We start from the raw sequence: 14520 nt of genomic DNA on the forward strand, positions 1-14520 counted from the left end.
ACTATAAAACACCAATAGAAGTATTCTTGAGTCACATATGCAAAGAGGAATTGTCTAACTTAATTTGACAATTAATATTGTAAAAAATAAGGAGGAAACAGGATGTATAAAAAAGAGGTTGTAGATGAAGTAACAATGAAACGAGCGTTGACTCGTATCACCTACGAGATCATCGAACGAAATAAAGGGGTTCAAGATATTGTCTTGATCGGAATCAAAACGCGTGGAATTTTTATTGCCCAACGAATTGCGGAGCGCTTAAAACAACTTGAACACATTGACGTTCCAGTTGGGGAATTAGACATCACGTTATACCGCGATGATGTAAAAGTGCAAGAGGCTGAACCAGAATTACATTCCTCCGATATTCCTTTTTCGATTGAAGGCAAAGAAGTGATCTTAGTAGACGATGTCTTGTTCACCGGCAGAACAATTCGGGCAGCACTAGATGCGGTCATCGACTTAGGTCGACCAAATCGCATTTCACTAGCCGTTTTAGTTGATCGTGGTCATCGCGAATTACCAATTCGCGCAGATTATGTAGGAAAAAATATTCCCACAGCTTTAACTGAGGAAATCGTCGTTGAAATGGAAGAAAACGACGGACAAGATCGGATCATGATCCAAAAAGAAGACTAAAAAAATGTATAGATGCTAGAAAGAGGATTTTTGTATGAAAGAGTTCCACAATGATGACGTTGTTTTAGATATACATGATCGACCAAGTACCGGTCATTGGATTGGCTTGAGTATTCAACATTTGTTCACGATGTTCGGCGCAACGGTTTTGGTTCCTATCTTAGTTGGGATCAACCCAAGTATCGCGCTAGTCAGTTCGGGCTTAGGAACGCTGGTTTACTTAACAGTAACGAAAGGAAAGATTCCGGCCTACTTAGGCAGCAGCTTCGCCTTTATCGCTGCGATGAAATTATTAATGAAATCAGATGGCTATCCAGCAATCGCTCAAGGGGCGCTAACCTGCGGTTTGGTTTACTTGATTGTTTCCTTCATTATTCGAAAAATCGGTTCGGGATGGCTGGATAAAATTTTGCCACCGATCGTTGTAGGACCGGTCGTAATGGTCATTGGTCTGGGTTTAGCCAGCAATGCCGCACAAAACGCGATGTACAACAACGGTACTTACAGTTTCAAATATGTAATGGTTGCTTTGATCACCTTAGCGTTAACGATTTTCTTCAATATGTTTTTCACTGGCTTCTTAGGCTTGATTCCGATTCTTTTAGGAATCATCGGCGGATACATTACAGCGATGATCTTCGGTATCATCGATTATCAACCGATCATTGATGCGAAATGGCTTGCGATGCCAGCTTTCAATGTCCCTTTTGTCAGCTATCAACCAAAGCTTTATATTAGCGCAATTACAACGATGGCGCCAATCGCCTTTGTTACTATGACAGAACACATCGGCCATTTGATGGTTTTGAATAAATTAACAAAACGCAATTTCTTCGATGATCCTGGCTTGGATCGCACCTTGATGGGGGATGGCTTGGCACAAATCGTCGCGGGTCTTGTAGGCGGACCGCCCGTAACCAGTTACGGTGAAAATATCGGTGTCTTGGCAATCACGCGGGTGCACAGTGTCTTCGTTATCGGAGGTGCAGCAGTCTTCGCGGTCTTACTAGGTTTTGTCGGAAAACTTAGCGCCTTGATCTTAAGTATTCCTGGACCAGTCATCTCAGGGATCAGCTTCATCTTGTTCGGCGTCATCGCCGCTAGCGGATTAAAAATCTTGATTGAGAACAAAATCGATTTTGACCGTAAAAAGAACTTATTGATTGCTTCAACGATTTTAGTTATCGGGATCGGCGGACTGGTTTTCGAAGCGGGTACCTTTACATTATCTGCCATGGCCTTAGCCACCGTCCTAGGAATTATCTTAAACTTAATCTTGCCAGAACGGGCACGTAGTGAAAAATAACCAGAACTAGCGAAGAAGGAAGAGGAGGAAATTTCATGATCATCCAGTCAGAAGAAATCAGTCTGAAACATTTATTGACGGTGGAAGCTTTAACCGATCAAGAAGTCATGGGACTGATTCAAAGAGCTCAGCAATTCAAGCAGGGAGCACGGTGGACGCCTAATAAAAATCAATACTTTGTCTCTAATCTTTTTTTTGAGAATAGTACCCGGACCCACAAAAGTTTTGAAGTCGCTGAGAAAAGACTAGGACTAGATGTGATTGATTTTGATGCCAAAACCAGCTCGGTTCAAAAAGGGGAGACGCTCTACGATACCGTTCTTACTATGTCAGCCTTGGGGGTTGATGTGGCAGTGATCCGCCACGGAGATGAAAATTACTATGACGAATTAATCCAAAGCAAAACGATCCAATGCTCAATCGTTAACGGCGGTGACGGCAGCGGACAACATCCGACCCAGTGCTTATTAGATCTGATGACGATTTATCAAGAATTCGGTCATTTCAACGGCTTAAAAGTCGCTATCGCTGGAGACATTACCCATTCACGAGTCGCTAAATCAAATATGCAAATGCTGAAACGCTTGGGTGCAGAAGTTTTCTTCTCCGGGCCTGAAGAATGGTACGACAAAAGCTTTGACGTTTATGGTACCTATCGACCGTTAGATGAGCTTGTACCAGAAGTCGATGTCATGATGCTGTTAAGAGTTCAGCACGAACGACATGACGGACAAGAAAGTTTTTCAAAAGAAGAATACCACGAAAAATACGGTCTAACGATCGAACGAGGAAAAGAGTTGAAACCAAGTGCCATCATCATGCATCCGGCACCTGTCAACCGCGATGTCGAGATCGCGGATAGCTTGGTAGAAAGTTTGCAGTCGCGAATCGTTCCTCAAATGACCAATGGGGTGTACATTCGGATGGCAATTTTAGAAGCAGTACTTAGAGGAAAATCGTAAAGGGGCAGATATTATGAAAACATTGATTAAAAATGGAAAGATCGTCACAAAAGACAATCAAACAACAACATGTGACCTTTGGTTAGAAGACGGTATCATCGCTGGTATCGGCAAGGATTTTTCAAGCATGACGTTTGATCAAGAATACGATGCAAAAAATCAATTAATCACACCAGGTTTAGTTGATGTTCATGTTCATTTACGAGAACCGGGCTTTACGTATAAAGAAACCATCAAGGACGGGTCTAAAGCAGCGGCGCGTGGCGGCTATACGACCGTTTGCGCAATGCCAAACTTAAATCCAGTACCTGACACAGTAGAAAAATTCAATGACGTCATGGCGATCATTGAAAACGAGGCTGTAGTAAAAGTCCATCAATATGCGCCGATTACCGAAGAACTACGAAGTGAAATCCTAACCGATCAAAAGGGGCTAAAAGCAGCAGGCGCTTTTGCCTTCACCAATGATGGAGTAGGCGTACAAACAGCTGGAACCATGTACTTAGCAATGAAGGAAGCAGCGGAAAATAATATGGCACTGGTTGCCCATACGGAAGATGAATCTCTATTATTCGGCGGTGTTATGCATAAAGGAAAGATCAGTGAAAAGCTTGATTTACCTGGAATTCTAAGTGCTACGGAATCCTCACAAATCGCCAGAGACTTGATCTTAGCAGAAGAGACCGGTGTTCATTATCATGTTTGCCACGTTTCCACAAAAGAAAGTGTTCGCGTGATTCGTGATGCGAAGAAAGCCGGGGTACATGTGACAGCGGAGGTTTCTCCTCACCATTTGATCTTGATCGATGAAAACATCCCAGAAGACCATGGCTACTGGAAAATGAACCCGCCATTACGCGGAAGTGAAGACCGTGAAGCCTTGATTGAAGGCTTGCTTGATGGCACGATTGATTGTATCGCTACCGACCATGCCCCGCATGGTTTTGAAGAAAAAAATCAAAGCTTCCTAAAATCACCATTTGGGATTGTTGGCAGTGAAACAGCCTTCCAATTGATTTACACGCACTTTGTTGAAACAGGACGATTTACTTTAGAACAAGTGATTGATTGGATGGCTGTGAAACCAGCGGAAATCTTCGACATGACAGTCGGCACACTAACGATTGGGCAGCCGGCGGACATTGCAGTCTTTGATCTAAACCACGAAGAAAAAATCGATGATAAAAAATTTGCATCACTAGGAGTCAACACCCCTTTCACTGGCTGGCCAGTCAAGGGTGCAACACTAATGACCTTTGTGGATGGTCAGTTGGTATACAACAAGGAGGACTAAGACGTTGAAAAGACTTTTAATTTTAGAAGATGGCACAGTATTTGAAGGTGAAGGCTTTGGCGCTGAAGCAAATGTTGTCGGTGAAGTAGTGTTCACCACCAGTATGACCGGCTATCAAGAAACGATTACCGATCAAAGCTTCAATGGACAAATCATCACCTTTACTTATCCAATGGTGGGAAACTACGGCGTCAATCGCGATGACTACGAATCGATCGCACCAACTTGTAAAGGGGTGATCGTAAAAGAACATGCACGACTAGCCAGTAACTGGCGCAATCAAATGACGCTAGATGAATTTTTAAAACGCAAAGGCATTCCTGGAATTTCTGGAATCGACACGCGGGCGTTAACTAAAAAATTGCGAAGTGTCGGCACAATGAAAGGCAGCATCGTTGATCCAGCAGATGAATTGGAGCATTCCTTTGACCAATTAAAAGCAACGGTCTTGCCAACGAACCAAGTGGCGCAAGTTTCAACCGTTACACCTTATCCAAGTCCTGGCGTTGGACGTAATGTCGTCGTCATCGACTTTGGCTTAAAGCATAGTATTTTGCGGGAGCTATCACGACGGGAATGCAACTTAACAGTGATGCCCTATAACACTGATGCTCAAACAATCTTAGACTTATGTCCAGACGGCGTGATGCTGACGAATGGACCGGGAGATCCGAAAGATGTACCGGAAGCCATCGAAATGATCAAACAGATTCAAGGGAAAGTCCCAATCTTCGGTATCTGTCTAGGCCACCAACTCTTCTCATTAGCGAACGGTGCAGATACGTATAAAATGAAATTTGGTCATCGGGGGTTGAATCATCCTGTTCGTGAAATAGCGACTGGACGCATTGATTTCACTTCACAAAACCACGGTTTCGCAGTAGATGAAAAGACCATTGATCCGGAAAAATTAATGATCACCCACGTGGAAGTCAATGACGGCACGATCGAAGGTGTCCGTCATCGCAATTACCCTGCCTTCAGTGTTCAGTACCATCCTGACGCTGCACCAGGTCCACATGACGGGGTTCATTTATTCGATGAATTTATGGAAATGATGGATGCATGGAAGGAGCAAGCATAAATGCCAAAACGTACAGATATTAAAAAGATCCTCGTGATCGGTTCAGGACCGATCGTGATCGGACAAGCCGCAGAATTTGATTACGCCGGCACACAAGCTTGCTTAGCGTTAAAAGAAGAAGGCTACGAGGTTGTCTTAGTCAATTCAAATCCAGCGACGATCATGACAGACCAGGAAATCGCTGATACAGTCTACATTGAACCAATTACTTTGGAATTTGTTTCCCGTATTTTGCGAAAAGAATTGCCAGACGCAATCTTGCCGACACTAGGTGGACAAACTGGTTTAAACATGGCGATGGAATTAGCCGACTCTGGCATCTTAGATGAGTTGAAGATCGAACTACTCGGCACCAAATTATCCGCCATCGATCAAGCAGAAGACCGTGATTTATTCAAGCAATTAATGGAAGAATTGGATCAGCCGATTCCTGAATCAGAAATCGTCAATACAGTCGAAGAAGCAGTGGCCTTTGCAAACATAATCGGTTATCCAATCATTGTTCGTCCAGCCTTTACCTTAGGGGGAACCGGCGGCGGCATGTGTGACAACGAAGAAGAACTTCGAACTGTCGCCGAAAATGGCTTGAAGCTGTCACCTGCGACCCAATGTTTGATCGAAAAATCAATCGCCGGCTTTAAAGAGATCGAATATGAAGTGATGCGAGACTCAGCGGATAACGCAATCGTCGTATGTAATATGGAAAACTTCGATCCAGTTGGCATTCATACAGGAGACTCAATCGTATTCGCACCAAGTCAAACCTTATCCGACTACGAATATCAAATGCTGCGGGATGCTTCACTTTCTATCATTCGCGCATTAAAAATCGAAGGCGGTTGTAATGTTCAGCTGGCCCTTGATCCACACAGTTTCAACTATTATGTCATCGAGGTAAATCCGCGGGTTTCTCGCTCCTCTGCTTTAGCAAGTAAGGCGACTGGTTATCCAATCGCGAAACTGGCTGCCAAAATCGCAGTAGGCCTTACTTTAGATGAAATGAAAAACCCAGTTACGGAAACAACGTATGCTGAATTTGAGCCGGCGTTAGACTATGTTGTCGCAAAAATTCCACGTTGGCCCTTTGATAAATTCGAAAGCGGTGAGCGGGTACTTGGGACACAAATGAAAGCCACTGGTGAAGTGATGGCGATTGGTCGTAACATCGAAGAATCTTTATTAAAAGCGGTTCGTTCACTAGAAATCGGGACTTATCATGCAGAACTGCCAGAATTAAGTGAAGTAACCGACGATGAATTAACGGAGAAAATGGTTAAAGCGCAAGACGATCGCTTATTCTACTTAACGGAGGCGATTCGCCGTGACTATTCAATCCAAGAAATCAATGAATTGACCAAAGTCGATTTGTTCTTCTTAGATAAATTACTCCACGTTGTTGAATTAGAAAGAGCGTTAGCCCAGAATAAAAAAGACGTTAGCTTGTTAAAACAAGCCAAGCAAAATGGTTTTGCCGATGTAAAAATCGCACAACTTTGGAACATGTCCGCTGACGAAGTACGAGAATTTAGAACAAGTGAAAAAATCGTACCGGTCTACAAAATGGTCGATACGTGTGCGGCGGAGTTTGAATCACAAACGCCATACTTCTACAGCACTTACGAATTTGAAAACGAAAGTATTCGTTCTGACCGAGAATCAGTTCTTGTTCTAGGCTCAGGACCCATCCGGATCGGACAAGGGGTCGAGTTTGACTACGCAACGGTTCATTCGGTAAAAGCGATTCAAGCGGCCGGCTATGAAGCAATCATTATGAACAGCAATCCTGAAACAGTCTCAACCGACTTCTCTGTTTCGGATAAATTATACTTTGAGCCACTAACGCTAGAAGACGTGATGAACGTCGTTGAGCTGGAGCAACCAATCGGCGTAATCGTCCAATTCGGCGGGCAAACGGCGATCAACTTGGCGGAACCGTTAGTCAAAAGCGGCGTCAAAATTTTAGGCACGGCGATTGAAGATTTGGACCGAGCGGAAGACCGTGATCAATTTGAACAAGTTTTACAAAAATTAGCTATTCCGCAGCCGCCAGGTGACACAGCAACTAGTGCTGAAGAAGCAGTGGTGATCGCCGAAAAAATCGGTTACCCCGTCTTAGTTCGCCCAAGTTATGTCCTTGGGGGACGAGCGATGGAGATTGTCGAAAATCAAGCAGACTTAGAAGATTATATGGCGAATGCCGTCAAAGCTTCCCCAGAACATCCAGTCTTAGTCGATCGTTACTTGATTGGTAAAGAATGTGAAGTTGATGCAATCTGTGATGGAGAAACTGTTTTGATTCCTGGAATCATGGAACATATCGAACGAGCTGGGGTCCACTCGGGTGACTCAATGGCAGTTTATCCGCCGCAAACCTTCTCAGATGAATTAAAGGCCACGATTGAAGACTACACTCGACGCTTAGCCTTGGGGATGAATTGTATTGGTATGATGAATATTCAGTTTGTCATCCATAATGATGAAGTCTTCGTCATCGAAGTCAATCCACGTGCTAGCCGGACAGTCCCATTCTTGAGCAAAATCACGAATATCCCAATGGCGCAAATTGCCACAAAAGCGATCTTAGGGCAAAGCTTGAAAGAATTAGGCTATCAAGACGGGTTGTATCCTGAAAGCGACATGGTTCACGTCAAAGCACCGGTCTTCAGCTTTACGAAGCTGCAAAAAGTCGATACTTACTTAGGACCGGAAATGAAGTCAACCGGTGAAGTCATGGGGACTGATCGCAGTTTGGCAAAAGCCTTGTACAAAGCTTTTGCGGCATCAGGGCTTTACTTGCCAGACTTTGGAGCCGTCTTGTTCACGGTCGCTGATGAAACGAAAGAGGAAGCCTTGGCTCTAGCAAAACGTTTCAAAGAGGTTGGTTACAGTCTGATTGCAACTGCGGGAACGGCCAAATTCTTAGAAGAAAATGGCTTGAACGCCAAAACGATTGCGAAGATTTCGGAGTCAGATGAGCATAACGTCATTGATTTGATCCGCAGTGGAGAAGCTCAAGTGGTCATCAATACGATGGATAAAAACCGGCAAAACGCATCTGAAGATGGCTTTATCATTCGAAGAGAAGCCGTGGAACATGGTGTGCCATTGTTCACATCGCTAGATACAGCAGATGCCATCCTACGCGTCATGGAATCAAGGGCGTTTTCAATTCAAGAAATTTAATTTAGGCAGAGTGGAGGTCACTTCACTCTGTTGATCTATAGGGAGGCCGTTATGAAGCAGGAAATGATGACAATCGTTGGTCAACAAGAATTAGCACCGAGAATTTATGAATTGGTTTTGGCTGGTGAATTAGTCCAGCAAATGAAAATGCCTGGTCAATTTTTACACATCCGCGTGCCAAGAAATGATTTATTATTGCGTCGACCGATTAGTATCAACCAATATGACCAAGATGCAGGAACGTGTACGGTTATTTATCGCGTGGAAGGGGACGGCACAAAGTTTTTTGCGGAACTTTCAGCCGGGGATCAATTAGACGTCATGGGGCCATTAGGTCACGGCTTTGAAATTGACCAACTAAATGCAGGAGACACAGCCTTTATCGTCGGCGGCGGTATTGGTGTTCCGCCTTTGTATCAGCTTTCTAAAGAACTAAATGAAAAAGGCATCAAAGTGATCCATTTCTTAGGTTTTGGTACACAAGAAGTCGTGTATTATGCTGATGAGTTTCAAGCGCTAGGCGAGACCCGTTTTTCTACCGATGATGGGACCTTTGGGCTTCAAGGGAATGTCGGCAATCTTCTATTGGCGGAAACGACTCAACCGGATGCAGTCTTTGCTTGCGGGAATAACGGATTATTAAAAACAGTTGAACAATTATACAATCAACTAGAAAATGTTCAACTTTCATTGGAATCTCGAATGGCTTGTGGGATGGGTGCTTGCTACGCATGTGTCTGCCATGTGCCGGAAGATGAAAACAAAAGTGTCAAAGTATGTGAAGACGGACCTGTTTTTCAAGCTGGGGAGGTTATTTTTTAATGAGTATTACAGTCAAATTACCTGGATTAGATTTAAAAAATCCCATAATGCCAGCTAGTGGTTGCTTCGGCTTCGGGAAAGAATACGCGGATTATTACGATTTGAACCAATTAGGCGCCATCATGATCAAAGCAACGACACCAAAACAACGCTTTGGCAATGCCACACCACGGGTAGCTGAAACACCCAGCGGCATGCTAAATGCGATCGGCTTGCAAAATCCCGGGATGGAGGTTGTCTTAACAGAAATTTTACCTAGCCTTGAAAAATTTCAAGAGTTGCCGATCATCGCTAATGTTGCCGGGGCTTGTGAAGAAGACTATGTTGAAGTCTGTGCCAAAATTGGCGACGCCCCCAACGTCAAAGCAATTGAATTAAATATTTCTTGTCCCAACGTCAAACATGGCGGAATCGCTTTTGGAACCGATCCTGAAGTGGCCTATCGTTTAACAAAGTCAGTGAAAGAAGTCGCAAAAGTTCCCGTTTATGTCAAATTAAGTCCCAATGTTACTGATATCGTCCCAATTGCTAAAGCGATTGAAAGAGGTGGGGCGGATGGCTTTACCATGATTAATACTTTGCTGGGCATGCGGATTGATTTGAAAACGCGCCAGCCGATTTTAGCGAATCGGACAGGGGGCTTGTCGGGACCGGCGATCAAACCGGTAGCGATTCGTTTGATCAATCAAGTAGCATCAGTCAGCAATCTACCAATCATTGGCATGGGCGGTGTTCAGACAGTAGATGATGTACTAGAAATGTTCATGGCAGGAGCAAGTGCGGTGGCAGTCGGAACCGCGAATTTTACTGATCCCTATATTTGTCCTAAGTTGATTGAAGAACTACCCATTCGCATGGCGGAACTAGGGATTGAATCCTTAGAACAATTACGACAAGAAGTTCGGGCTGCTAGTCCGCTTCTGCATAGCTAAACAGGAGGCAGAAAAATGGAACAACGACCGATTATTGCTTTTGACTTTGCGTCGAAACATGAAATTGAAACTTTTTTAACGCATTTTCCTTTAGAAGAAAAATTGTTCGTAAAGATTGGGATGGAGCTTTTTTACCAGGAAGGTCCCGCAATCGTGAATTTTTTACGGTCACAAGAACATGATATTTTTCTTGATTTAAAGTTGCATGACATTCCCAATACGGTTCAAAAAGCGATGCGAGGTATTGCAAAAATGGGTGTCAAGATCACGAATGTCCACGCAGCCGGCGGCATAGAAATGATGGCCGCTGCTAAACAAGGTTTGATTGAAGGAACGAGTGACGGCCAAGTGATTCCAGAATTAATAGCTGTAACGCAGCTAACCTCTACTAGCGAAGTGCAGATGCACGAAGATCAATTGATTAACGTCAGCTTACAAGAAAGTGTTTTGCATTATGCGAAGTGTGCAAAAAAAGCCGGGCTGGAAGGAGTCGTTTGTTCCGCTCATGAAGTCGAAAAAATTCACGAAGCAACGAGCGAAGACTTTATCTGCTTAACTCCTGGAATTCGTCCAAATGGTGCCAGTGTCGGTGATCAAAAACGCGTTATGACGCCCGCCCAGGCTCGAGCAATTGGCTCCAACTATATTGTCGTCGGCCGACCAATCACTCAGGCCGAAGATCCTTATCAAAGCTATTTAAAAATTAAACAAGAATGGAACGGTGAAGTATAAATGATCGCAGAACAAATCGCGAACGACTTATTATCAATCGAAGCAGTTTCTTTAAGTCCCGATGAACCTTTTACTTGGGCAAGTGGATTAAAGTCACCAATTTATTGTGACAATCGCGTAACTATGAGCTATCCAGAAGTTCGCCGTGCCATCGCAAACGGCTTAGCGGAAAAAATCAAACAAGAATTCCCGAATGCGGAAGTAATTGCCGGAACAGCGACGGCAGGGATTCCTCACGCAGCTTGGGTAGCCGAATTGTTGGATTTACCAATGGTCTATATTCGCAGTAAGCCCAAAGATCACGGTCAAGGCAATCAAATCGAGGGCCGTATTAAAAAAGGACAGAAAATGGTCGTGATCGAAGACTTGATCTCAACTGGCGGTAGTGTTTTAGAAGCGGCACAAGCGGCGAAAAAAGAAGGAGCCGACGTCTTAGGTGTGGCGGCGATCTTCACTTATGAATTAGCTAAAGGAAAGAAAAATTTCGAGACGGCTAACATGCCATTAGTGACTTTGACTAATTATTCAACTTTAATCGAAAGTGCCTTAAAAGAAAATTATATTAATCAAGAACAACTTGAACGATTAAAGAAATGGCGTCAAGACCCAGAAAACTGGTTAAATTAAAAAAATTGTAATAAGGTAAAAAAAAAAGCATCTGTGGGTGCTTTTTTTATTTTGTCGCGTCGTTATGACAGTATATTAAGAGCTGAAACAGAACATTAATGGTATAGTATTTTCAGAAGTTTTTTTAGAAAAGAGGTACTTAGATGTATGAAAAATTTATAAACAATACCCGTTTACGAAGATTCACAGTCCTCGCACTAGTAATCTTCATTCTCTTTTTAGTCAAAGACTTTTTGACTCCGATTTTATTGACGTTTATCTTCACGTTGATTTCTGTCAGGATCGTTACGTTTGTTCAACGTTTTATCAAGGCACCGACTTTTTTATTGACGACAATTCTTTATGTCATTGAATTAGTACTTTTGTATTTACTAATTTCACGTTATTCCACGATTCTAATCGATCAAGTCGTTTCAACTTATGATTCGATTGTCCATTTTTACCAGCATAAAGAATTCCAATCGGATGTCATTACAAATTTTATTGCTGATTATTTTAAAAACCATAATTGGCAAGACAAATTAGAGAGTGGCGCTGGAATAATTCTAGTCCAATTACAAAATGTCGGACGTTTGGCTGTGGAATTTGTCGTGTCTTTCCTATTGAGTTTCTTTTTTATGGTAGAAAAGGAAAAAACAGTCTTATTCTCTCGTAATTTTTTGAGTAGTGAATATGCATGGTTTTTCCAAGATTTGTTTTACTTTGCTAAAGTATTCGTTGAAACTTTTGGGGTAGTCGTAGAGGTACAATTGCTGATCGCGCTTGTAAATACAATGATTACAACGGTAGGCCTGGGCTTAATCGGTTTTACTCAGCTGCCGACCTTAGCGATTATGATTTTCTTTTTGAGTTTAATTCCGGTGGCGGGAGTGATTTTTTCTTGTATTCCACTAACGTTGATTGCCTATTCAACGGGCGGGATCCAAACGGTTATTTATGTGCTGATCCTGATTGTAATCGTCCATTGTATTGAGGCCTATATTTTAAATCCGAAGTTTATGTCCAGTCGAACTAAGTTGCCGATTTTTTATACTTTCGTCATTTTGTTGTTTAGTGAACGGTTCTTAGGAGTATGGGGCTTGATTGTTGGGATTCCGATCTTTAATTTCTTCTTAGAAATTTTAGGAGTAAAAATAAGAACAAAAAAAACGGAGCAGCTTGATTAAGCTGTTCCGTTTTTGCGTAATTGTTCAATCGAAGTTTCTTCAGGCGTGACAAAAAGAGTCTTTTGATTTTCGTAGATTACAAATCCGGGCTTGGCACCATTTGGTTTATGGACATGCTTAACTGCGACATAATCCACTGGAACTTGCGCTGATTGTCGGAATTTGGAGAAATAAGCCGCTAGCTCCGCCGCTTCCATTAAGGTTTCATCACTAGGATCATCACTTTTAATGATGACATGGGAGCCGGGGATATTCTTGGCATGGAGCCAAATATCCGTTTTACGAGCTTGCTTCAAGGTTAACTGATCATTCTGCAAATTATTTTTACCAACTAGAATTTCAGTACCATCACTAGCAATGAAATGTTCGGGCTTAGAAGGGCTGTGTTTACGCTTTTTCTTGCTACCTTTTTGTTTTAAATAGCCGCTGGCAATCAGTTCTTCTTTGATCACTTCGATATCCATTGGGCCAGCAATTTCTAGTTGTGATAAGACGGATTCCAAATAAGCAATTTCAGCTTTCGCATCAGCGATTTGGTCATAAATCAGCTTGACAGCATTTTTTAGCTTTTGATATTTTTGGAAATATTTTTGAGCATTTTGATTTGGTGTTAAAGCTGGATTCAAGGCAATTGTGATTGGCGTGTTTTCTTCGTAATAATTTTCCAACTGGATGCTTTCAGCACCGCGAGGGACTTGTGCCATAAAGGTTGTCAGCAGTTCACCATCTCTTCGATATTCTTCGGCATTCTCTGAATCTTGTAAAGTTTTTTCACGTTTAGCTAGCTTCGTCTGATTACGTTTGATTTCGTTATCGACTTTACGAATCAGTTCGTTGCCTAATTGTTTGACGCGATCCTTTTCAGCCTTTTCACCGTAAAAAGCATCTAACAAGTTGCTTAGGCTTTGATAAGTCGTTGTCGTATCAAAGCTGTTGAAAGCTAAAGGGGCAAAAAATTCTTTTTGGCCGATTGTACCAAGGGTAGGGACCAAGTTGCTTTGAATACTTTGCCAAAAATCAGACCAGACAGCCATTTTTTCATTGGGTTTTTCAGCTAACCGCAGGGCTAATTCGTTTGCGGTGTCCCGTCCAAGACCTTGAAAAGTTTGCTGCAAGTAACGGCCATCTAGTTCTTCGGCGGTAGAAAGCAGCGTAAAGACTTGCTCTTTCGTAACATGAAATGGATTTAGTTGAGTTTGTTTCGGCGGCTCGATATACTCGCTACCAGGCAATAACGACCGATAAGTATTTTGCGAATGACCGACATGTTTGATCGTATCCAGAATTTTTCCCGTTTGCTTATTTAATAATACGATCGCTGAATGACGACCCATCAACTCAACGATGAGGACAATATTTTGCAGGTCACCAAGCTCATCTCGTTTGCTAAATGTAAAATGAACAACCCGATCGTTTTCAATTTGGTGAATGTCTTCCAAGATAGCGCCATCTAAATGCTTCCGCAGCATCATGACAAAATTTGGGGGAGTATCAGGATTTGTATAAGCAATCTCGGTTAATTGGATCCGAGCATAGCTTGGGTGAGCAGAAAGCAGGAGCTTCTGATTTTTGCCTTGTGCACGGATGACTAATACAATTTCATGTTCGTAAGGCTGGTGAATCTTGGAAATTCTTCCGGTGCTAAGCTGATCATTTAACTCCCGCACCATTGCATGGGTAAAAACTCCATCAAAGGACATATTTTATCCCTCATTTCTATTCGTAATAGTTCTATTATAAACAAAAAAGGGCCAGTGACCAAGTAAGTCACTG

12 protein-coding genes are annotated in these 14520 nt (G+C 42.7%); 11 read left to right on the plus strand and 1 reads right to left on the minus strand.

Features of this window, described 5'->3' with window-relative positions:
- The first annotated feature begins 102 nt into the window (after nt 1-102).
- The 11 genes from pyrR (at nt 103) to FFM67_RS01455 (ending at nt 12747) form a co-directional block, all read left to right on the plus strand.
- Entirely contained in the window at nt 103-639 is a 537-nt protein-coding gene (pyrR, locus tag FFM67_RS01405) for a bifunctional pyr operon transcriptional regulator/uracil phosphoribosyltransferase PyrR (protein WP_137612892.1), read from the plus strand.
- 34 nt (nt 640-673) lie between these two features.
- A complete protein-coding gene (locus tag FFM67_RS01410; protein WP_137612893.1) occupies nt 674-1945 on the plus strand; it encodes a solute carrier family 23 protein in 1272 nt (423 codons plus the stop codon).
- Nucleotides 1946-1980: 35 nt separating this feature from the next.
- Complete coding sequence (locus FFM67_RS01415) at nt 1981-2907, plus strand: aspartate carbamoyltransferase catalytic subunit (protein ID WP_137612894.1); 927 nt, start codon at nt 1981-1983, stop codon at nt 2905-2907.
- Nucleotides 2908-2920: 13 nt separating this feature from the next.
- Entirely contained in the window at nt 2921-4201 is a 1281-nt protein-coding gene (pyrC, locus tag FFM67_RS01420) for a dihydroorotase (protein WP_137612895.1), read from the plus strand.
- A gap of 4 nt (nt 4202-4205) precedes the next feature.
- Nucleotides 4206-5285 carry a carbamoyl phosphate synthase small subunit gene (locus FFM67_RS01425; protein ID WP_137612896.1) on the plus strand — a complete coding sequence of 360 codons (1080 nt, stop codon included), beginning with the start codon at nt 4206-4208 and terminating at the stop codon, nt 5283-5285.
- Nucleotides 5286-8468 (plus strand): carbamoyl-phosphate synthase large subunit, encoded by a 3183-nt coding sequence (carB, locus tag FFM67_RS01430; RefSeq protein WP_137612897.1) that lies wholly within the window; start codon nt 5286-5288, stop codon nt 8466-8468.
- A gap of 33 nt (nt 8469-8501) precedes the next feature.
- On the plus strand, nt 8502-9290 hold the full coding sequence (locus FFM67_RS01435; RefSeq protein WP_371851558.1) for a dihydroorotate dehydrogenase electron transfer subunit: 789 nt from the start codon (nt 8502-8504) through the stop codon (nt 9288-9290).
- The gene (locus FFM67_RS01440; protein WP_137612899.1) at nt 9290-10222 is read left to right on the plus strand and encodes a dihydroorotate dehydrogenase; all 933 of its coding nucleotides are present in this window, start codon (nt 9290-9292) and stop codon (nt 10220-10222) included. The genes FFM67_RS01435 and FFM67_RS01440 overlap by 1 nt, the downstream gene beginning before the upstream one ends.
- Before the next feature lie 15 nt (nt 10223-10237).
- Complete coding sequence (gene pyrF, locus FFM67_RS01445) at nt 10238-10954, plus strand: orotidine-5'-phosphate decarboxylase (RefSeq protein WP_137612900.1); 717 nt, start codon at nt 10238-10240, stop codon at nt 10952-10954.
- A complete protein-coding gene (gene pyrE, locus FFM67_RS01450) occupies nt 10955-11581 on the plus strand; it encodes an orotate phosphoribosyltransferase (RefSeq protein WP_137612901.1) in 627 nt (208 codons plus the stop codon).
- Nucleotides 11582-11724: 143 nt separating this feature from the next.
- Nucleotides 11725-12747 carry an AI-2E family transporter gene (locus FFM67_RS01455; protein ID WP_137612902.1) on the plus strand — a complete coding sequence of 341 codons (1023 nt, stop codon included), beginning with the start codon at nt 11725-11727 and terminating at the stop codon, nt 12745-12747.
- Here the strand turns inward: FFM67_RS01455 and efbA are convergent.
- Nucleotides 12744-14447 carry a fibronectin-binding protein EfbA gene (gene efbA, locus FFM67_RS01460; protein WP_137612903.1) on the minus strand — a complete coding sequence of 568 codons (1704 nt, stop codon included), beginning with the start codon at nt 14445-14447 and terminating at the stop codon, nt 12744-12746. The two genes, FFM67_RS01455 and efbA, sit on opposite strands and share 4 nt — an antisense overlap.
- Between the last annotated feature and the right edge of the window lie 73 nt (nt 14448-14520).

It is taken from the genome of Enterococcus viikkiensis, assembly GCF_005405345.1.
GTDB lineage: Bacteria > Bacillota > Bacilli > Lactobacillales > Enterococcaceae > Enterococcus_A > Enterococcus_A viikkiensis.